The organism is Ruegeria sp. HKCCD7628 (assembly GCF_057221005.1).
In genome coordinates this window covers 1-20,066 of record NZ_JBWVBA010000021.1, presented here as the reverse complement: position 1 = coordinate 20,066, position 20,066 = coordinate 1, and the positions used below count along the sequence as shown (strand labels likewise).

Here is a 20,066-nt window from a genome sequence, read left to right as displayed (position 1 = left end):
TATACCCCTGAAACTCAGGGGCTTGAATCACGCAGCCAAGTCGACGGCAACCAAATTAATAGGTCCAGAACCTAGGGACCACGAGATTGGTGAGCGGCAGTGAGCCGCCTGTTTGTAAAACAAGCGGCTCAGATTTTTGAAAGTATCACGATGATATTGTGACACTTGTGGATAACGCATTTACGCTGTCACTCCCTCTTCCGGCGTGCTGAGCGAGATGACGGCGACCACCGCAGCGCCGTTTAACCAGTAGAATACCGCATCCACGCCCGAAAACCCAAATAGGCTAGGCGCAGCCAGAAACGTCACTCCGACCAGAAAATCCACGGCCAGACGAAACTTATAGGGTAAGACGCGCCAGATCCCCAGGTGATGGTTGGTCAGAACGGTAAGCACAAAAGCGGCAACACCAGTGACGACCGACAACCACAGCGCCAACGGATTGGATTGACCCAGCCCCAAAAGAAAAGGCAGCGTCATCAGGGCGATAGCGACGGGATAGTCCAGATAGGCATGGATATTGCGCGTAACGAAACGAACAGACATTATATTTCCTTTCCTTGCTTGGTATGGCTCCAAGGTAGGTCGGAAAGCCTGTACGTTTCAGTCCGGATCGTCCGCAAAAAATTGCAGATCGTCCAGAAATCAGGGCATCAATGCATTGATCGATATGCTGCCGGCGACAGGCCGACCTGTTTCTTGAAGACGCGGGAAAAGGCTGCCTCGGATGCATATCCTACTTCGGCCGCCGCATCTGCTACATTCCACCGGTTTTCAGTCAGACCGTGGCAAGCGATCTGCATCCGCCAATCGGTCAGATATTGCATCGGAGTTGTCCCCATCTTCTCGGAAAACAGTTGCGCAAATGCGGTGCGGGACATTCCAGCCTCGCGCGCTAAGCTCTCAACACTCCAGTCCTGCGCGGGCGCCTGATGAAACGCTGTCAGCGCGCGGGACACACGCGGGTCAGCAAACCCGGCCAGCGCGGATTCGCTGGGGCTTTGATGTTCCAGATGAGCGCGGATGGCCTGCGCAAACAGAACTTCGGACAGTTTTAGCGCGATTAAATCGCCGCCAATCCGCGTTCCACCAATCTCGGACCCAATCATCCGCAGGGTAGACTCGATCCAGGCCCCGGCTTCCTCGCCGTAATTCTCGATCAGGATATAAGGGGGCAGCCGGTCGATCAGCATATGTCCGGTACCCTGCCGCCCGGGTGGCCCAGTGAAAGAGAAATGCCCGCAGATCAGTTGTGTATCGCGGGTCTTGTCCTCGCCGCCATAGATCAGCACGCCATCACCCTGATAGCCTGCATCCTGCAGCACCTGTTCCAGCGGCAGCGCATCCAGCGGTTTGACCTCGTTGCACAGCAGCGCATGGGCTGATCCATGCGGGATCAGGATCAGATCGCCCTGCTTCAGACGCAGGATTTCCCCTGTGTTAGAGACATGAACCTTCAGTTCACCGCGCTGCACAAAGTGAAACCGGGCTACGTTTTCAAAGGCCGGTACCTGAATGCCAAAAGGGGGCGTGAACGAAGTTCGGAAATAAAACGTACCGCGCAAAGACAGGCGGGTGAGGATATCGCTGAGAAGGTCCAACATAGACCTAACGTACAATCGTCTGCCAAAACATCCAGCAGCCCGGACGATCTGCACAATCTCTTGAACGCTGGGCAAAGAAAAAACCCCGCCAAAGCGGGGATGTGATTCCTTGTGAATCAGGCGCGGACCAGCGCCTCGTACGCGGCAGCGATCTCGCGGGTGATGTCGCCCACTTCGAACGTGTAGTCGCCGATTTGCCCGACCGGAGTGACCTCGGCTGCGGTGCCGGTCAGCCAGCATTGCTCGAAATCGGCCATTTCTTCCGGCATGATGTGACGTTCGATCACATTCAGACCCTTGTCTTTCAGCATACCAATCACGGTCTGGCGGGTAATGCCGTTCAGAAAGCAATCGGCCAGCGGGGTGTGAACCTCACCATCCTTAACGAAAAACACGTTCGCACCGGTCGCCTCGGCCACATAACCGCGGTAATCCATGAACAATGCGTCCGAGCAGCCCTTGGCCTCGGCCTTATGCTTTGAGATGGTGCAGATCATGTAAAGACCCGCCGCCTTGGCGTGGACGGGGATGGTTTCGGGGCTGGGGCGTTTCCATTCCGCGATATCCAGCTTGGCACCCTGCATCTTTGCGTCGCCGTAATAGGCGCCCCAAGGCCAGACTGCCACAGCCATCCGCACAGGGTTTTTAGCCGACGCGACACCCATATCCTCACCCGAGCCGCGCCAGACCAGAACGCGCACATAAGCGTCCTGCAGCCCGCTGGCTTTCAGAGTCTCTTCCTTGGCGGTTTCGATTTCGTCCAACGTGTAAGGCATCGGCATATCCAGCGCCTCGGCCGAGGCGATCAGGCGCTCGGAATGTTCGCGGCTTTTGAAAATCTTGCCATTGTAAGCGCGCTCGCCTTCAAAGACCGAGGACGCATAATGCATTGCGTGTGTTAGGATATGGACATTGGCTTCGCGCCAGGGAACCAGCTTGCCATCCAACCAGATGACACCATCACGATCATCATACCCCGCCATGCGAAACCTCCTGAACCGGGTCGAAATTTTCGATTATTGCGCCAATTAAGTCCGAATCGGACATAAAGTTGCGCAAAAACTGCGATTCGATACCTGTCTCCTCTTGGAATGTCAATAACGCTGACATAAACTCGGGCAGAAGTAACGTATGAGGCATGATATGTCTGACACCCGTCCCGCCCAGGTTTTCGGCGGCGAAAGCCTGTTGTTTCTGACAGATGAACAACTGCGGCAGGGGATCGAAGCGATGTTTTTTGCCTATCGCGGGTTCACAGCGGATCCTGATCGCATTCTGTCGGACCTTGCCTATGGCCGCGCGCATCATCGCGCGATCCACTTCATCAAACGCGCGCCAGGGACAACGGTTAACAACCTGCTGGCCATATTGGGGGTGACAAAACAGTCTCTGAACCGGGTTTTGCGCACGTTGATCGAGGACGGTTTGGTCGAAAGTCGCGTTGGAACAGTGGACAAACGCGAACGGCACCTATTTCTAACCCATGAAGGCGAAGCTCTGGAAGCGAAACTATCAGAAGCCCAGCGCGTTCGAATGCGTGCCGCTTACAAAGACGCAGGCCCCGAGGCCGTGTCAGGGTTTCGTAAAGTACTTGAAGCCATGATGGATGCTGATATGCGTCATGCATACAAGAAATTACGGGATACCACCTCATGAGCGATATGGACGCCCATCTGCTGATCGTTGACGATGACGAACGTATCCGGGATTTGCTCAAGAAATTTTTGATGCGGAACGGATTTTTGGTTACGGCGGCGCGGGATGCGGCCCATGCACGTCGGGTTTTGTCGGGGTTGGATTTCGACATGATCGTGCTGGATGTGATGATGCCAGGGGAAGATGGTGTCAGCCTGACGAAGGCGCTGCGCGAAACCCATGCGACGCCCATCCTGTTGTTGACAGCCCGCGGCGAGACCGAGCATCGAATTGCAGGGCTTGAGGCGGGGGCAGACGATTATCTGGCCAAGCCGTTTGAGCCCAAGGAACTACTGCTGCGCATCAATGCCATTCTGCGGCGCATGCCCGAAACGCCAGCACAAGAGACTGTCAGCAAAATCCTAACCCTGGGTCCGATCCGGTACGACGTCGAAAAAGGTGAGATGTGGCAAGGTGAAGAACCTGTTCGCCTGACCGCAACGGAAAGCCAGTTGATGAAGATTTTCTCGGCCCAGCCTGGCGAGCCGATCAGCCGGTCGAAACTGGTTGAAGATCTGGGCCGCGACAAGGGTCAGGCACAGGAACGCGCGGTGGATGTCCAGATCACCCGGCTGCGGCGCAAAATCGAACAAGACCCCAAACAGCCGCGGTATTTGCAAACTGTACGCGGCGCGGGTTACATGTTGGCTCCGGACTGATTGAGCCGCTGCGCGGTGATTTCATGCCTTCGGCGAGGATATTTGTAGCCAGATGAAGATGGGATCCCGATGAAGACTGCGCTTTTGACTCATGCGGATTGCCTTGGACATGTAACACCCGAGGGCCATCCTGAACGGGTCGCGCGGTTAGAGCATATTCTGCACGCTTTGGAACCATTGGATTTGGATCGCAAGACTGCGCCCTTGGCAGCGGATGATGATTTGCTGCGTATTCATCCCGAAAGCTATATTCAGGATATTCGCCGTGCCGCTCCGACCGAGGGGTTCCGTCAGGTTGATGGCGATACGTTTCTGTGCCCAGGCTCGGTCAGTGCCGCCTACCGCGCGGCGGGCGCGGCTGTTCGTGCGGTGGATTTGGTGCTTGGTGGTGAGGCCCCAAATGCGTTTTGTGCGGTTAGGCCGCCCGGCCACCACGCGGAAACGGACACCGCAATGGGGTTTTGTGTTTTCGGTAATGCAGCGCTGGCCGCCAAACACGCGCTGGACCATCACGGACTGAAACGGGTCGCCGTTTTCGATTTCGACGTCCACCATGGTAACGGCACGCAGGACCTGTTGTGGGACGAAAAACGTGCGTTGGTCGTCACCAGCCAGCAAATGCCCCTGTGGCCGGGTTCGGGCCGGCCTGACGAGACCGGAACATTTGACACCGTTTTGAACATTCCCCTGCCTCCGGGCTCAAGCGGGGTGGTGATGAGGGCAGCTTATCGCGCGCTGGCCTTTCCGCGTCTCAGAGAGTTTCGGCCCGAGCTGATAATCATCTCGGCCGGGTTTGACGCGCATCAGGACGATCCGCTGGCAGAGTTGAACTGGTCCACAGATGATTTCGCATGGATCACCTCCGAACTTTGCAAAATTGCGGGCGAAGCATGCGGCGGTCGTATCGTCTCGACTCTGGAGGGCGGGTATGATCTGAGAGCCCTGTCCGAAGCCACCCGTGCTCATGTGGAAGAATTGATGAAGGCAGCCCAATGACCGAGACACCCGTCGACCAGATGACATTCGAACAGGCCATGAAAGAGCTGGAGACCGTGGTCGGCCAGCTGGAACGTGGCGATGTTGCATTGGACCAGTCCATCGCGCTGTACGAACGCGGAGCGGCGCTGAAGAAGCGCTGCGAGGATGAGTTGAAGCGAGCCGAGGAAAAAGTGGCCGCGATCACGCTGGACGCCAATGGTCAGCCGACCGGGACTACGCCTGTCGAAGGTCAGTAAATGTTTCGAGACAGATTGGCGCAGGATGCGGCGTTTATCCAGGACCACTTCAATACGGTTTTGGGGGCGCTGGACGATCTGGATGTGACCCGGGCGATGGCTTATGCCACCGAGGGTGGGAAAAGGCTGCGCGGATTTCTGGTATTGGAAAGCGCGCGGTTGCATGGGGTCGACGCCGATCGCGCGATTTGGCCAGCTACGGCGATCGAGGCGCTGCACGCGTATTCGCTGGTCCATGATGATCTGCCTTGCATGGATGATGATGATCTGCGCCGGGGGCGGCCCACGGTTCATGTGAAATGGGATGAAGGCACCGCCGTTCTGGCCGGGGATGCTCTGCAAACGCTTGCCTTTGAGTTGTGCGCGCGTGCCGAGGTGGGTGAAGCCGCAATTCGCGCGGATTTGACCCTAACGTTGGCCAAAGCCAGCGGTGCGCAGGGGATGGTTCTGGGTCAGGCGCTGGATATCGCGGCGGAAACAGCGGCCAGCCCGCTGACGCTGAATCAGATCACGCGGCTGCAGGCGGGCAAAACCGGGGCTTTGATCGAATGGTCGGCCTGTGCGGGCGCGCGATTGGCGCAGGCGGATGCGGACCCGCTGCGCCACTATGCCCGCGCTCTGGGGCTTGCCTTTCAGATCGCGGATGACATTTTGGATATTGAGGGCGATGCCGAAAAGGCCGGGAAGCGCCTGCAGAAAGATGCACAGGCGGGCAAGGCCACCTTTGTGTCGCTGCTTGGGTTGGAGGCCGCCAAGGCCCGCGCGGCCGAGCTGGTGGATCAGGCCTGTGCTGCGCTGGATGGCTATGGGCCTGCCGCTGAAACCTTGAAGGACGCCGCCCGCTTCGTTATTGCCCGGGACAGCTAAGCCAGGAATGCGCCATATGTCTGACCGCCCCAATACGCCTCTGCTGGACCTTGTGAACCGCCCTGCGGACCTCAAGCAGTTCTCGGACTCGCAATTGCGACAGGTCGCGGATGAGCTGCGGGCTGAGACCATCTCGGCCGTGTCTGTCACCGGGGGACATCTGGGGGCGGGGCTGGGTGTGGTCGAACTGACCACGGCGCTGCACGCCGTTTTTGACACGCCGCGCGATAAGATCATCTGGGATGTGGGGCATCAATGTTACCCGCACAAAATCCTGACCGAGCGGCGTGACCGCATTCGCACCCTGCGCATGAAAGACGGCCTCAGTGGCTTTACCAAACGCAGCGAAAGCCCCTATGACCCGTTTGGGGCCGCGCATTCCAGCACCTCAATCTCTGCGGCGCTTGGGTTTTCCGTCGCGCGCGATTTGGGCGGTGTCACGCCTGAAGGCTTGGGTGATGCGATTGCCGTGATCGGCGATGGGTCGATGTCCGCAGGCATGGCGTTCGAGGCGATGAACAACGCGGGCCACCTGAAGAAACGCCTCGTTGTGATCCTGAACGACAATGAGATGAGCATTGCGCCCCCGGTTGGTGCGCTGTCCAGCTATCTGTCGCGGATTTATACCGAGGCCCCGTTCCACGATCTGAAAGCCGCCGCCAAAGGCGCGGTGTCCCTGCTGCCGGAACCCTTCCGCGAAGGGGCGAAACGCGCCAAAGAGATGCTTAAGGGCATGGCCATGGGCGGCACGTTTTTCGAAGAACTTGGCTTTTCCTATATCGGTCCCATCGACGGGCATGACATGGACCAGTTGCTGCCGGTTCTGCGCACGGTCAAGGCGCGGGCAACCGGGCCGATCCTGATCCATGTGCTGACCAAGAAAGGCAAGGGCTATGCCCCCGCCGAGCAAGCCCGCGACAAGGGGCATGCAACCGCGAAATTCGACGTGGTGACCGGCAAACAGCACAAAGCGCCTTCGAACGCGCCGTCCTATACCTCGGTCTTTGGCAAGACACTGGTGGATGAGGCCGGGCGCGACGACAAGATAGTAGCTGTGACCGCTGCGATGCCCGATGGCACCGGACTCAACTTGTTTGCCGAACGCTACCCTTCACGCTGTTTCGACGTGGCGATTGCCGAACAGCACGGCGTGACCTTTGCTGCCGCACTGGCCGCAGGCGGGATGAAGCCGTTCTGCGCCATGTATTCGACTTTCCTGCAGCGCGGTTATGATCAGGTTGTGCATGACGTGGCCATTCAGCGCCTGCCGGTTCGGTTCGCCATCGACCGCGCGGGCCTTGTGGGGGCCGATGGCGCGACGCACGCGGGATCGTTCGACATCGCTTATCTGTCCAACCTGCCGGGCATGGTGGTGATGGCCGCCGCCGATGAAGCCGAGCTGATGCACATGGTCGCCACAGCCGCCGCACATGACGAAGGCCCCATCGCCTTCCGGTATCCGCGAGGCGAGGGCGTGGGCGTAGACCTGCCCGAACGCGGTGAGGTTCTGGAAATCGGCAAAGGCCGCATTATCCAGACCGGCGCGCGCGTCGCCCTGCTGTCCTTCGGCACCCGTCTGGCCGAGGTGCAAAAGGCGGCCGAGGCGCTTGCCGCCAAAGGCATCACGCCGACCATTGCTGATGCGCGATTTGCCAAGCCACTGGACCACGGCCTGATTCTGGATCTGGCCGCCAATCACGAGGCACTGATCACCATCGAAGAAGGCGCAATCGGCGGGTTCGGAAGCCATGTGGCGCAGCTGCTGGCTGATGAGGGCGTGTTTGATGACGGCCTGAAATACCGTTCAATGGTACTGCCCGATATCTTCATCGATCAGGCCAGCCCTGCTGATATGTACGCGGTGGCCGGGATGAATGCCGAGCAGATCGAAGCCAAAGTGCTCTCTGTTCTGGGCGTGGCGACAATCGGCGAAAAACGCGCCTAATCTTTGTTTTTGCGGAAAATGGTGCCTCAAGAGGGCACTGAACAAAGTAATCACTAAGCGTCATTGTCCTTCACAAGGTCAGAAAGTTACGATTAATAATAAGGTATTTATAGGATTACCCCATCACATTGCGTCAAGATACATCTTGATACCGCAGGAAAAAGAGGGGATAAAACGGGGGACAAGGAGCACCAAGAGGGGATATGGCCGGAAGTCTCTATAAGCTGAGCGCCGCAAAGGTTCGGAGCGCGGGCATTGGCAAACACAGCGACGGTGGCGGGTTGTACCTGTACCGCTTGGCCACAGGCAACCAATGGGTGTTTCGCTTCACTATCTCGGGCAAGCGCAAGGAAATGGGTCTAGGTGGCTTCCCTGGGGTGTCGCTGGCGCAAGCCCGTGAAATGGCTGATGCTTATCGCTGGATCGTTAAAAGCGGCGGCAACCCGATAGAGGTACGGAAAGCAGAGAAAGAACAGGCTGCGGCGGACCAGATAGCCAATGATCCGAAGGCCCGCGAAGAGCGACTGCTCAAGAATATCGCTCCCTTGGCCTTTGAGGCGCGCAAAGCGCAGCTAAAAGGTGATGGGGAGGCTGGCCGCTGGTACAGCCCGATTAAGACCCATGTACTGCCCGCGCTGGGCGATACGCCGGTCGAATATATCACCGGCACCGCGATAGCCGATGCACTACGCCCGATTTGGCACACCAAGACTGACGTGGCCAGAAAGTCACTAACCCGGCTCAAAGCCTGCTTGAGCTATGCAAGCGCCAAACGGTGCGAAATCGACCGTCATGCGATAGAGGATGCCCGCGAACTGCTAGGCAAACAGGTTCACAAGCCCGAGAACATACCGTCGATGAATTGGAGGGATGTCCCGACGTTTTATCAGAGCCTTGAAGGCGGCGGCACGGTTCAACTCGCTTTGCAATTGCTAATCCTGACAGGGCTACGGTCGAAGCCTATCCGGTTTGGGCAGATTAGCCAGATTGAGAACAACCTCTGGATCATACCGGCAGAGCTTGTGAAAGGCCCGCGCGACAAAACGGATGATTTCCGCGTACCGCTGTCAAAAGAAGCAATACGGATCGTGGAATTGGCTGAGAAGACTGCCCGCGATGGATATTTGTTCCCCGGAGCGCGCAAGGACGTCATCAGCGATGCCAGCATGTCCCGACATATGGAGCGGTTGGGACTTGAGGCGCGACCTCATGGCTTCCGTGCCAGCTTCAGGACGTGGGCTGACGAAGCGACCAGCACGGATTATGAAATCAAAGAGACCGCGATAGGCCACAAGGTCGGATCAGCCGTTTCGCGCGCCTACCAGAGATCTGACTACTTTGACGAACGTCTGCTGTTGGCTGAACGTTGGGCCGCTCACGTTACAGGAAAAGAGGTCGTTTCGATTCGGGGGAATGCGAATGCGTGACCATTGGCCAATAAACCACAGCTTATCCACAGCTTATCCGCAAAACCGACCCTTTATCCCCCTGTATATTGTGGAAATCATGAAACCTGTCATCAAGGTATTGCGGTCCAAGATGCGCGGGGTCTATGCTCGTTACATAAGCAGTACACTTCACGATTGCTTATGAAGCTCCACCGCAGGGGGGCGCCTAAGTTGTAGGATACGCCGGCGCCCCACCTGCTTAGAACGAAACCTTAGCGAAAAGGCCTCGAATAGAATGCAATTCTCAGGAGAACATCGCGGCTCACATTTTCAGCCGACTATTCTTTGCTTCTCCTTCTCGTCATACGTTTTTATGACGACTGCCAGAAAAATTGGCAAGGATAAATGTCCGCTGTTGCAGACACTATTCTTGTCAATGTCTTTGGGAATTCGGTGCTCTATTCCTGGTTTTTTCCTTTTTTCAAGGAAAACTAGATGGCAGAGCAGAACGCAAAAACCGCAAACCTGATCCGTCTTACGGACGCTATCAGGCGTTACTCGTTGAGCCGGTCCACATTCGACCGAGCGGTCAAAAAGGGTGCTATTACAAAGCACACCGTAGGGCGTGCAGCGTTCGTGGACACCCATCAGATTGATGCCTGGATCATGGGTGAAAGCCTGAGCGCATAACGAAATCCCGCGCCAATGGGACGTCATTGGACACGGGTGAATTCGTTCTCACACTGTAGAAAATCTACACTCGAAATCTATCGTGTTTCGTCCCTCCGCGCAAGCGAGGACAGAATACATGAAAATAGTAAGCAACTACGACTCAAAACAGGCCGCTTCCAAGAAACCTAACGAGCGCCGATACTACTGGTCGCCTTTGAGTCATTCGGTCGAACGGGTGATCGTACGGAAAGGACGGGTCGAGCATGGCTGATATGTCCTTTTCCAAATCGCGCAATCAAAGCTATGAAGGCGGGCTGGATGACGGCCCCCTTTCCTGGACCGATCATCGGGAAACCGCTGAGAACTACCACGGCGAACTCTTTCGCCATGGTATCTATCGCGTCTCTGTCTGCCGGGATGGTATCCAATGGTTGTTTCAGCGTCAGAGACCCCAATTTCCGACCGGGGGAGCGGCCTGGGACACGCTCGGGTACTCTGTGTCCAAATCCGGCCTAACCCGGCTCGTCCGGGCGCATATCGGCTGTGACATACCCGAACTGCATACCTTGCCTGAGCAATTCAAGCGGAGGTGTCGCGATGAGTAGGCGAAGGTCTCCTAAGGGCAAACGGTCGGATGAGGGCCAGTTCGTTTATCTGCCCTACGCCATGATCAAGTCCCCGGCGTGGCGGGCTCTGTCCGGACCTGCAGTGAAACTCTGGCTGGAGCTCCACACCCGCTTCAATGGCGGCAACAACGGCAAGGTGTTTCTGTCGATGAACGAAGCGGCAGAAATCTTGGGGCTTGGTAAAGCCACCGTTCAGCGGGCTTTCGCAGAACTTCAGGACAAGGGATTCCTTGTGCTGGAGCAGGAAGGCAACTGGTATCACCGTCGCGCCCATGAGTGGCGTTTGACCACCAAGGCCATGCAGACCCGGTCCGGCAAAAAAGTGGCTACCGACGACTGGCGGTTCTGGCAGCCCCAAAAAACAAAACGCGGTTCTGAGACGGACCCGTCACCTTCATCTGTGGTTCCGTTTGAGAACCCAAAGACCTCTGATGGTTCCATATCAGAACCCGTCAGGCCGGTTTCTCTCCGATCGGTCGGTTCTGATTTGGAACACTAATACTAACCACTCTGTGAGAAGCAAAGAGACATACGAAGGAACAATGAAGGTCGACTAAGGAGCAGGCCAGCGCACCATCTTAACGGGGGGGTAGGTCAATCATGGTTGCTTTCGCACCACATACCGACACACCCGCCGTTTACACATATCCGCAATTCAGAAATTCGAGGTACAGAATGCCCAGACCAAAGACACCACTAGGCAAGGCGATCCTGACAGGCGCCGCAAAGAAAGACCCCCAGCGGTACAGAGGACGGAACGAACCGGAAGGTCTAGGCGAGCTCGGGGGGCCGCCGGATTATCTCAACGAGACGGAACAGGCTGTCTGGCGCGCCTTTGCAGACGAATTGCCTTGGTTGGTTCATAGCGACCGTGCCTTGTTGGAATCGGCGTGTATCCTGAGGGCTCGAGTACAGGACAAACAGGACCTCAGCGCGGCGCTGTTGAGAGAACTTCGTTTACACGTAAGCGCATTGGGCGGGAGCCCAACTAACCGCAGCAATATTCAGGTTCCTGAAGCAGAGGCGGAACACAATCCATTTGATCGGTTCGCGTAGAGCAAAAGCGTAACGGATATTCAGTATTGGAGGCTGCATTCTCTTGGAAGGCAGTCTTTGATCAACAAGCAGCACCAAAAATTAGGCAGATATTTCCAAGTTTGTAGGTATGGAAGTCAAAGAAGGTGGCCAGGCATTTTCGGCAACGTGCAAAACTGGGCGGCGGCACGATGACAAAAAGTAACAGCAACCTCATGGACCCTACGAAACTGCTCAGGAATGCGCCCAGATGCGCAGCCACAGCAAAGTCTACAGGCCAGCGATGCCGAGCTCCTGCAGTTCAAGGTTGGAGTGTCCGCGGCATGCATGGCGCCAAAGCGGACGTTCAATTGACCTTTGGTCGCTGACGTATTCTCCGTATAGCAAACTCGACTAGAGCAATCAGCAAGGTGGTAAACACAATCGTCGAAGAGATAGCCTTGCTCACCGACGCCAAACTTGCCGCTGTAACCAGTGCTTCGGGAACGCCAAGACCGGTATTTAGCATCCAGACGATCAACCCATTCTCAGCATAATCCGCGATTGCCGCAAGATAAGCTACAGCGGCAACGACTCGATACCATCGAGCAGTCGAGCCAAAGGATTGCGACAACCAATAAAGCGAACTGGCGCTCGAAATCGCCAATAGAGCCGGGTACACCGTGTCCAGTGGAATTTGCATGGTAAGATAAACTCGTCGTCCTTCTTCTCCGAGTGCGGAAATGAGTGCCAGGGCATCAGCGTAGGAATAGCCGTTTGGTCGCATGTCGAATGCCCTTACCCCGGTGATCCGTTCAATATCTGCAAGCGAACCGAAGACCATAAGAAAGTAGACGAGCATCGCGGCGCACCAGAACAGCAGGATTCGGGAACCATGATGTGGGTAGGGAAGTGAGTTATTCATAGATTTTCTCCAGCATTGACGATGCTGGACTATCGGTGCGCGGCCGGTTCAAGCATTATCATTTGATAACGTGAGTTAGGGGTGCATGGAGTGGAAATTCATCTGAAAACCATCGAAGAATTCATGACGGAACTCCCGGACAAAGATCGGGAGACACTGGTAAATGCATTAGAAATACGTAACTGGCCAATCGGAACTTACATGTCGAGCCAAGGTGAGCGAGACGAGAATGAGTATTTCCTACTCAAAGGACGTGCGCGAAGCGTAGTCACCGATGCCGAGGGTACAGAGGTAACCCTGAACCTGTACGCCGCTCCAATGGTGATAACGCCCAACATGGCCAGAACTTCAGTTGGAAGTTCGTTGGTGGATATTGAGATTTTGGATGACGCCGTTGCTGCGACACTGCCAGCTGCGCAGTTGATGGACCTAATGGTGAATTTCGAAGGCATACGCGAATGGGGTAATAACTTAATGCGCGAGGAGTTGGCCCGCAAAGTCGGACGCGAGTGGTGCCTTGCAGCATTGAGCGCGCGGCAACGTTTAGAGTGGTTTCGAAAGGTACACCCCGGGTATGAAGCGCTGTTTGCCCATTTCCACATTGCTTCATACTTGGGAATGACGCCCGTCACATTGAGCAGAGCTCGTAACAGGTGATTTCAGTCAAATATTCTTAGGCGAAGGCAGTCGTAGCTCGGAACCATTCACTCGCTAAGCAATGGCGGTTTTGTCCGGCAGAGCCGTCATTCGTTGAAAATTACTCGATGTCTCATGTGCGGACAAAGCGGTCTGTGGTTCTCCAATCAAATCGGCCGACCTTGGGTTTACAGTACACGGTTGTGGAGAGTGAGAAGGACTAGTTGTCTTCACTTCCGGAAGTATAGTGTCTCAATTGGTACCCTTATTGCATGCTGAGCAGGACGTTATGGCTCACGAGCGTCCAGATACCCTCCGGTTAAGCCCTTTTGAGTGTCAGATGGTATCGTCCCAAAATTAGGTTGTTGGTTGTTCGGGTGCGTCACCTAGAGCCAGCAGCAAAAGAATAGCCAAAAGGGGTGATCCAACCAGACCGATCAGGAACCAGATCAAACCGGATCGGTTGCGCCGCCCTGCCATCGTGATCGGCAGGATATAAAGCCAGATCACGACAACCAGCAAGATGAGCATAAAAATCAACTGGATAACTGGTGCGTCCATGAATTTTTTGCCTTTCGTATCTTGACGCCATATTTAAAACGGCTGGTCCGGTTAGATAGACAATGGCCCGAAAGCGTTTTCGGTTATTAATTTAGCCCGACATGGGTCCCGGGCGTCCCAACCCTCTCCCTTTGGGTTCCTTGGCTATCAGACAATGCCGTCCAAATGTTTGGTGTTTTCCGGGTCACAAGGTAGCAAGGTCGGCAAAACGGATAAAGTGGGTGTTCAAGGAACCTTTTAAAGCGCCTTTTCAATGAACTTTGAAAAAAGCTCACCCTGCGAGTTGATCCTAAGTTTCGCGTAAATGTTGCGTCTGTGGATGCGGACTGTGCCTGGAGAGATGCCGAGAATTGTGCCAACAGCTTCTGCCGAATGGCCCTTCAATGTGAACTCAACGACTTCTCGTTCTCGTGGCGTCAGAACGCCATCGCCAAATGCCTGGAATGCTAGATCAACGCGACGACTAACGCCATTCGCTGCGGCGCCGCGGGCCATCGTTGGAAAGTTACTCCAATGTTTGCAACAGGCTGCCCGAACGAGCGGCCATAGAGCGTGCAAATGACGAATTTCCTTGGCGGAAAAAGGCTTCTCTGCTCGCATGAGCGAGACCACAACCATCCCAGCGCCTGGGATATCGATAAAGTAGCCAATCTCCTCTGCTAACCCAGTCCTTTTGTAATAGCTGCGATAGTATTCGCCCTGATAGAACCTGTCCGGTGCGATATCGCGCATGCGGTACAGACCCGGTGTTATTGGTTTTGTCGCGGCCAAAAAAAATGGATCAAGTACGTAGGGCCCGGCTTGGTAATCCTCAACAAAAATACGCCGTTTGCTTTTGGGGAAATCGTCGTGAAGGTCTATTGGTGCTTCGGTTCCGACATGGCCAAACACCACCGTAAAATCAAATGGTGCGACCTGCCGTAAGCCATCTGCCAAAGCACATGGAAATTCTGGGGTTCCGATCTTCTCCACGACCCTGCCGGCCTCTTCCATCCAATCGTACACACGCCGCTCCAGATTTTCGAAATGCACCTCTATACCCCAATTGTGGTATATACAGTTATTCCGAGTTATTGTTACTTTTTTCTTGTTTGAGTGGTATGCCAACAAATGCCAAAAAATCAAGCAAAAGGAAAACGGCAGTATATGAGCTTTGACATGAGCGTTCCCATGCAGACGATTGCGGAACTCCGAGGAGTGACCAAGACCTTCGGGAATGTGGTCGCCGCCAAAGACCTGAATCTTTCCATTGGGAAAGGAGAGTTCCTGTCGTTCTTAGGCCCATCTGGTTGCGGCAAAACCACTGCGCTTAGAATGTTGGCAGGTTTCGAGAAGCCAACCGAAGGTCAGGTGTTGCTCGATGGAGAAGTCGTCAACGACTTGGATGCGCACCATCGCCCAGTCAACATGGTGTTTCAGCACTATGCTCTTTTTCCTCACCTAAGCGTGTTCGACAACATCGCGTACGGCCTGCGCCAACAACGACCACGCGTAGACAAACAAAAAATCGCGACAAAGGTTGAGCAAGCGCTGGAAACTGTCCGTCTTGGTGGGTTTGGCCCACGTCGCATCTGGGAGATGTCTGGTGGTCAGCAGCAACGCGTCGCTTTGGCGCGTGCGATCGTAAACGAGCCCAAGCTTTTGCTGCTTGATGAACCAATGGCTGCTCTGGATCGAAAGCTTCGAAAAGAAATGCAGTTTGAACTGCAGAACTTGCAACGACAACTGGGAATAACTTTTGTCCTCGTCACGCACGACCAAGAAGAAGCGCTTTCAATGTCTGACCGAATTTGTGTGATGGAAGGCGGCAGTATTGTGCAGGTTGGCAGCCCACGCGAACTCTATGACATGCCCCGCAGCCGCTACGTGGCTGGATTTGTAGGTACCTCAAATTTCTTTGATGCAACTGTGACTGACTCAGCAGCCGACCAAATCACTGTGCGTTTAGCGAGTGGCCAAAAGGTGCACGGAACTCCGGAGATTCCAATAGATGCAGGGCAGGAAGTGTGCGTTAGTATCCGTCCTGAACAGATCACGCTGACCCGCGCGCTACCCACAGCTGAAATCGCTCTGCCAGTTACCATTCAAAATCGGATCTTCCTTGGGGAGCACACAGAATACCTTGCGCGCAACGAAGCACTGGGTGACTTCCACGTACTTGTGCCAAGGCAAGCGGAATTGAACGAGGGGACGTTCAATGCAGGAGAGCAGGCCTTTGTTTCATGGGGCGAAGGCGCACTGCTGATCCTGGAAAAATAACAAATCCCGCAATCCAACAACAGAGAGGTTCACAATGACCAAGGATAATGGGACTATTTCCAAGCAAAAGTTCATGGAAGAGCTTCGCCGGTACCAAAAGGGTTCGGTTACACGGCGACATTTCTTAGGCGTGACAGGTCTTGGGATGGCAACGGCCGTTCTGGGCACGGCTATTCCTGGGTTGCGTCCACGCCCGGCATTTGCTGCCGGGGACATTGGCGACCGAGTGATCCTCGCCACATGGCCGAACTACCATGACGAGATGAACTTCGAAGCTTTCACGGAAGCCACTGGCGCCCATGTTCAGGTCAATGTTTTTGGCTCGAACGAAGAGATGTTGGCAAAACTACAGGCTGGAGGGTCTGGCTGGGACGTTTTCGTTCCAACCAACTACACGATCACTACGTATGTGGGTGAAGATCTGATCATCCCGCTCGATACGTCCAAACTGCCAAACTACGACGCAGGTTCATTCGAACAGCGCTTTTCCGACGCCGGTTCTGTCGATGGCCAGCTTTACGCGGTCCCAAAAAACTGGGGCACGACTGGCTTTGCAGTGAACACCAGCAAGCTTGACGGCGCTCCGACTCCAACCACATGGAAAGAGTTCTGGGACCTTACTATGGAAGGTTACTCAGGCCGGACAATGGTGCACGATTACCAACTCACCACCATCGGTAATGCCCTGAAATACTTCGGCTACTCCTTTAACTCGGTCGATGAGAAGGAACTGGCGGATGCCGAGAAATTGTTGCTGGATGCCAAACCGCATCTGTTTGCAATCTCGTCGGATTATCAGCCACCGATGCGTAACGGTGACGCCTGGATGACGATGTGCTGGACAGGTGACGGCAAGCAGATGAATGTCGACATGCCTGAAATCGCCTACGTTCTGGGAACTGAGGGCGGTGAACTCTGGTCCGACTACTACGCTATTCCTAAGGGCGCACCCCATATGGATGCCGCTTATGCGTTGATCGACTTCCTGCTGAACCCGGAAGTTAATGCGAAAGAAGTCCTCGCTCACGGCTATCCATCGGCTGATGCTCGCACCAATGCGTTGCTGCCGAAGGAACTACTGGAAGATCCGATCCTTTATCCGGCAGCTGACCTTCTGAATGCACTCGAGTTCGGCGCGGCGGCTACACTAACCGATCCAAACCGTGCCGAGTTGCTCGCCCGCTTCAAGTCGGCCTAAGCGGCAAGGCCGCCAATATCGGAAAAGACGAGGACAAAATGACCGAACGAGGCAGAAAAGCACTGTTGCTGGCTCCAGCAGGAATATGGCTTTTGGTAATGCTAGCCCTTCCTCTGCTGGTCGTCTTCGTCTTTTCCTTTGGCGAACGGGGTGCCGCCGGAGGCTACGTTCCAGCGTTCACGTTGGAACAATATGCCAACCTTCCTGCGCGATGGACGGCGTTTAAGAACACTTTGATCCTTGCACCACTGGGGACTATCGCTGCGTTGGTAATTGCCTACCCGCTCGCCTACTTTCTTGCAGTGCGTTGTTCACCAAAGTGGAGAACTTCGCTGTTGATCCTAGTGATCGTGCCGTTCTGGACATCGATCCTGATCCGGTCATACGCTTGGATTTTCATCCTTGGGGGGCGTGGCTTGCCCGCTTTACTAGGGTCGATCGGCATCGATGATATCCGCCTGATAAATACGCCGTTCGCTGTGCTTGTCGGGATTGTCTATGGGTATCTACCTCTGATGGTTTTCCCGATTTTTGTAAGCTTAGACAAACTGGATAAACGCCTTCTGGAAGCATCGGCTGATCTCGGCTCTACCCCATGGCGTACGTTCCGTCAGGTGACACTTCCTTTGTCGGTACCTGGTATCGCAACTGGCTGCATGCTGGTCTTCATCTTGCTGATGGGCGAGTTTCTGATCCCAGCGATCTTGGGCGGCGGAAAGGTCTTTTTCGTCGGAAATGCGCTGGTGGACCTGTTCCTGCAGTCTCGGAACTGGGCGTACGGATCGGCGGTCGCAATGACTCTGGTTGTCGTAATGCTTGTCACTGTCTCAATTTACATGAAATTCATCTCGCGCCTGGGTGGCCAGCGCGAAGATGTCTCGCTGATGTGAGGGCCCGATGCGCTTATACGCGATTTGCGTCTACCTTTTTCTCTATATTCCAATCGGCATCATCGCGCTTTTCAGCTTTAATGCCGGACGACACGCAAGTCAGTTCATGGGGTTCTCGACCCAATGGTATGGTAAAGCGCTGAACAACCCATTTGTAATGGACGCGCTCGAGACCAGTCTGCTTGCGGCATTCATAACTGCTTGCCTCGCATCCACTCTCGGAACCATGGCGGCCATCGCTTTACAAGGGGTTAAGGGATGGCTCCGAACTTTGTTTGATGCGATGATTTATATTGCGATAATGATACCCGGTATCGTCATCGGCATCGCGACACTCATTGCCCTGGTCACCGTATTCGGCTGGCTAAACCCGCTTCTTGCAAGCCTATGGCCCGATGGAGCAAATCCCCCGCAACTTTCCATGGGGATGACCACGCTTGTCGCCGCACACACCATGTTCACAATGGCGCTGGTCATAATCATCGTACGTGCAAGGCTATCGGGTATGGACCGCGCGCTCATGGAAGCTTCTGCTGACCTCTTTGCGACGCCCTGGGGCACCTTTCGACAGGTGACCCTGCCGTTGATAGCACCGGCAATTTTGGCAGGCTTCCTGCTCAGCTTCACTTTCTCATTTGATGATTTCATCATCGCGTTCTTCGTAGCTGGCTCAGAAACAACCCTGCCAATCTACATATTCTCATCCATCCGGCGCGGCGTAACACCCGAGATCAATGCCATCGGCACTATGGTTATGGGTGCTTCGCTCTTGTTGCTCGTAGCAGCGCAGCTGCTTTTGCGCCGAGGCGCCTCAAAATCGAATAGTTAAATAAAGGAGCCAAGTGACATGCGGCTTGCAGGTAAGATCGCGCTCGTGACGGGCGCGGGATCAGGAATTGGTCGGGCGGGTTCAATGACAATGGCACAAGAGGGTGCGCATGTTGTGGTAACCGATCGCGATGCAACACTTGCTGAAGCCACTGTGGCCGCAATCGTTGCGCAGGGAAATCAAGCATCTGCCATACAGCTTGATGTGACCGATGACGATGCCCTTACCAGAACCATAGACGAAGCAGTTAAAAACTTCGGTCGGCTTGACGTGTTGCACTCTCACGCTGGGTTGCAGATCGAAGGAACGCTGGAAGAAGTGAAACCAGATGGAATGGATGCTTCTTGGGCATTGAATGTCCGCGCTCACTTCATTGCCGCGCGTGCAGCCGTCCCCCATATGAAATCACAAGGTGGAGGCAGCGTGATCGTCACGGCCTCCAATTCTGGGGTTCAATATGACCGGGGTATGATCGCCTATGCGACTACAAAGCACGCTGCAGTTGCGATGGTCCGGCAGATGGCAGCCGACTACGCTGTCCATGCAATCCGTTTCAATGCCCTATGTCCAGGATTTGTAGACACCCCTTTCAATGCAGGCTTCGAAAAGCAGATGGGAGGCCGTGCCAAACTGGAAAGCTACATCGAGCAGGCGATCCCCATGAGTCGATGGGCGACAGTTGAAGAGATTGGCCATGGGATCGTCTATTTAGCTTCAGATGAATCCGCTTTTATGACTGGGCAAGCCCTGGTTATCGATGGCGGTGAATGCATTTAGTGATGGGTTAGACCGCTCAAGAGAATGTCTATCGCCGCAATTCCTTTTGGCGAGCACATTTCAGTCCGCTTTGGGCTCCTTCCGGACTTCAGAGGCCGCGCAGCAATCCCGTGATATGGTGCCTCGTCAGTGTCGGGTTGTCGTTTCGGGAGGGCCTGGCGGATCGGAGGATCAGTCATGGAAACACCAAACCTTCCAGCCATTCGCGCACTTCGCCCCGCATGGAACAAGGGCCGCATCGTGGGTCAGAAACGACCGCTGAAGCCTAAGCATGTCTGGGCGATCC

24 protein-coding genes and 1 pseudogene are annotated in these 20,066 nt (G+C 55.1%); 19 read left to right on the top strand and 6 right to left on the bottom strand.

Annotated features, from left to right (window positions below):
- Positions 1 to 180: 180 nt before the first annotated feature.
- The 3 genes from AC2TAD_RS21670 to AC2TAD_RS21660 all read right to left on the bottom strand — a co-directional run bounded on the left by AC2TAD_RS21670 (position 181) and on the right by AC2TAD_RS21660 (position 2,587).
- Entirely contained in the window at positions 181 to 546 is a 366-nt protein-coding gene (locus tag AC2TAD_RS21670; protein ID WP_480870550.1) for an SPW repeat domain-containing protein, read from the bottom strand.
- 107 nt (positions 547 to 653) lie between these two features.
- Positions 654 to 1,604 (bottom strand): AraC family transcriptional regulator, encoded by a 951-nt coding sequence (locus AC2TAD_RS21665; protein WP_480870547.1) that lies wholly within the window; start codon positions 1,602 to 1,604, stop codon positions 654 to 656.
- Between the two features lie 116 nt (positions 1,605 to 1,720).
- A complete protein-coding gene (locus AC2TAD_RS21660) occupies positions 1,721 to 2,587 on the bottom strand; it encodes a branched-chain amino acid aminotransferase (protein WP_170755433.1) in 867 nt (288 codons plus the stop codon).
- A 160-nt stretch (positions 2,588 to 2,747) separates the two neighbouring features.
- Here AC2TAD_RS21660 and AC2TAD_RS21655 point away from each other — a divergent pair, with 160 nt between their 5' ends.
- The 12 genes from AC2TAD_RS21655 to AC2TAD_RS21600 all read left to right on the top strand — a co-directional run bounded on the left by AC2TAD_RS21655 (position 2,748) and on the right by AC2TAD_RS21600 (position 11,747).
- Positions 2,748 to 3,260: a MarR family winged helix-turn-helix transcriptional regulator gene (locus tag AC2TAD_RS21655; RefSeq protein WP_480870543.1), complete on the top strand. Its 513-nt coding sequence runs from the start codon at positions 2,748 to 2,750 to the stop codon at positions 3,258 to 3,260.
- Positions 3,257 to 3,958: a response regulator gene (locus AC2TAD_RS21650; protein WP_170355711.1), complete on the top strand. Its 702-nt coding sequence runs from the start codon at positions 3,257 to 3,259 to the stop codon at positions 3,956 to 3,958. Before AC2TAD_RS21655 ends, AC2TAD_RS21650 begins: the two co-directional genes overlap by 4 nt.
- 69 nt (positions 3,959 to 4,027) lie before the next feature.
- Positions 4,028 to 4,954 (top strand): histone deacetylase family protein, encoded by a 927-nt coding sequence (locus AC2TAD_RS21645; RefSeq protein WP_480870540.1) that lies wholly within the window; start codon positions 4,028 to 4,030, stop codon positions 4,952 to 4,954.
- Positions 4,951 to 5,193, top strand: a complete 243-nt coding sequence (locus tag AC2TAD_RS21640; RefSeq protein WP_170355709.1) for an exodeoxyribonuclease VII small subunit — start codon at positions 4,951 to 4,953, stop codon at positions 5,191 to 5,193. Before AC2TAD_RS21645 ends, AC2TAD_RS21640 begins: the two co-directional genes overlap by 4 nt.
- Entirely contained in the window at positions 5,194 to 6,060 is an 867-nt protein-coding gene (locus tag AC2TAD_RS21635; RefSeq protein ID WP_480870536.1) for a polyprenyl synthetase family protein, read from the top strand.
- A gap of 16 nt (positions 6,061 to 6,076) precedes the next feature.
- Complete coding sequence (gene dxs, locus AC2TAD_RS21630; RefSeq protein WP_480870533.1) at positions 6,077 to 8,005, top strand: 1-deoxy-D-xylulose-5-phosphate synthase; 1,929 nt, start codon at positions 6,077 to 6,079, stop codon at positions 8,003 to 8,005.
- A gap of 203 nt (positions 8,006 to 8,208) precedes the next feature.
- A complete protein-coding gene (locus tag AC2TAD_RS21625) occupies positions 8,209 to 9,432 on the top strand; it encodes a tyrosine-type recombinase/integrase (RefSeq protein ID WP_480870530.1) in 1,224 nt (407 codons plus the stop codon).
- Positions 9,433 to 9,888: 456 nt separating this feature from the next.
- Positions 9,889 to 10,083 carry a helix-turn-helix transcriptional regulator gene (locus AC2TAD_RS21620; protein WP_480870527.1) on the top strand — a complete coding sequence of 65 codons (195 nt, stop codon included), beginning with the start codon at positions 9,889 to 9,891 and terminating at the stop codon, positions 10,081 to 10,083.
- Positions 10,084 to 10,201: 118 nt separating this feature from the next.
- A complete protein-coding gene (locus AC2TAD_RS21615) occupies positions 10,202 to 10,336 on the top strand; it encodes a hypothetical protein (RefSeq protein ID WP_480870524.1) in 135 nt (44 codons plus the stop codon).
- Positions 10,329 to 10,670, top strand: coding sequence for a hypothetical protein (locus AC2TAD_RS21610; protein WP_480870521.1), 342 nt, complete (start codon positions 10,329 to 10,331; stop codon positions 10,668 to 10,670). The genes AC2TAD_RS21615 and AC2TAD_RS21610 overlap by 8 nt, the downstream gene beginning before the upstream one ends.
- On the top strand, positions 10,663 to 11,190 hold the full coding sequence (locus AC2TAD_RS21605) for a helix-turn-helix domain-containing protein (RefSeq protein ID WP_480870518.1): 528 nt from the start codon (positions 10,663 to 10,665) through the stop codon (positions 11,188 to 11,190). The genes AC2TAD_RS21610 and AC2TAD_RS21605 overlap by 8 nt, the downstream gene beginning before the upstream one ends.
- Before the next feature lie 176 nt (positions 11,191 to 11,366).
- A complete protein-coding gene (locus tag AC2TAD_RS21600) occupies positions 11,367 to 11,747 on the top strand; it encodes a hypothetical protein (protein ID WP_480870515.1) in 381 nt (126 codons plus the stop codon).
- A gap of 325 nt (positions 11,748 to 12,072) precedes the next feature.
- Here the strand turns inward: AC2TAD_RS21600 and AC2TAD_RS21595 are convergent, their stop codons facing one another.
- A complete protein-coding gene (locus tag AC2TAD_RS21595) occupies positions 12,073 to 12,630 on the bottom strand; it encodes a hypothetical protein (RefSeq protein WP_480870513.1) in 558 nt (185 codons plus the stop codon).
- 90 nt (positions 12,631 to 12,720) lie between these two features.
- Between AC2TAD_RS21595 and AC2TAD_RS21590 the strand changes: the two genes are divergently transcribed.
- Positions 12,721 to 13,287 (top strand): Crp/Fnr family transcriptional regulator, encoded by a 567-nt coding sequence (locus tag AC2TAD_RS21590; protein WP_480870510.1) that lies wholly within the window; start codon positions 12,721 to 12,723, stop codon positions 13,285 to 13,287.
- 336 nt (positions 13,288 to 13,623) lie between these two features.
- Here AC2TAD_RS21590 and AC2TAD_RS21585 read toward each other — a convergent pair whose 3' ends face one another.
- Positions 13,624 to 13,827: a hypothetical protein gene (locus AC2TAD_RS21585; protein ID WP_058283652.1), complete on the bottom strand. Its 204-nt coding sequence runs from the start codon at positions 13,825 to 13,827 to the stop codon at positions 13,624 to 13,626.
- Positions 13,828 to 14,064: 237 nt separating this feature from the next.
- Entirely contained in the window at positions 14,065 to 14,832 is a 768-nt protein-coding gene (locus AC2TAD_RS21580) for a helix-turn-helix transcriptional regulator (RefSeq protein WP_480870507.1), read from the bottom strand.
- Between the two features lie 153 nt (positions 14,833 to 14,985).
- Here AC2TAD_RS21580 and AC2TAD_RS21575 point away from each other — a divergent pair, with 153 nt between their 5' ends.
- From AC2TAD_RS21575 to AC2TAD_RS21550, 6 genes and pseudogenes are all read left to right on the top strand, one after another.
- A complete protein-coding gene (locus AC2TAD_RS21575) occupies positions 14,986 to 16,086 on the top strand; it encodes an ABC transporter ATP-binding protein (RefSeq protein WP_234899573.1) in 1,101 nt (366 codons plus the stop codon).
- 34 nt (positions 16,087 to 16,120) lie between these two features.
- A complete protein-coding gene (locus AC2TAD_RS21570) occupies positions 16,121 to 17,284 on the top strand; it encodes an ABC transporter substrate-binding protein (protein WP_093962198.1) in 1,164 nt (387 codons plus the stop codon).
- Between the two features lie 38 nt (positions 17,285 to 17,322).
- Entirely contained in the window at positions 17,323 to 18,174 is an 852-nt protein-coding gene (locus AC2TAD_RS21565) for an ABC transporter permease (protein ID WP_170566510.1), read from the top strand.
- Between the two features lie 7 nt (positions 18,175 to 18,181).
- A complete protein-coding gene (locus tag AC2TAD_RS21560) occupies positions 18,182 to 19,003 on the top strand; it encodes an ABC transporter permease (protein ID WP_480870502.1) in 822 nt (273 codons plus the stop codon).
- A gap of 18 nt (positions 19,004 to 19,021) precedes the next feature.
- Positions 19,022 to 19,780, top strand: coding sequence for an SDR family NAD(P)-dependent oxidoreductase (locus AC2TAD_RS21555; RefSeq protein ID WP_480870499.1), 759 nt, complete (start codon positions 19,022 to 19,024; stop codon positions 19,778 to 19,780).
- Positions 19,781 to 19,957: 177 nt separating this feature from the next.
- Positions 19,958 to 20,066: pseudogene (locus AC2TAD_RS21550) on the top strand (integrase); the annotation flags it as partial.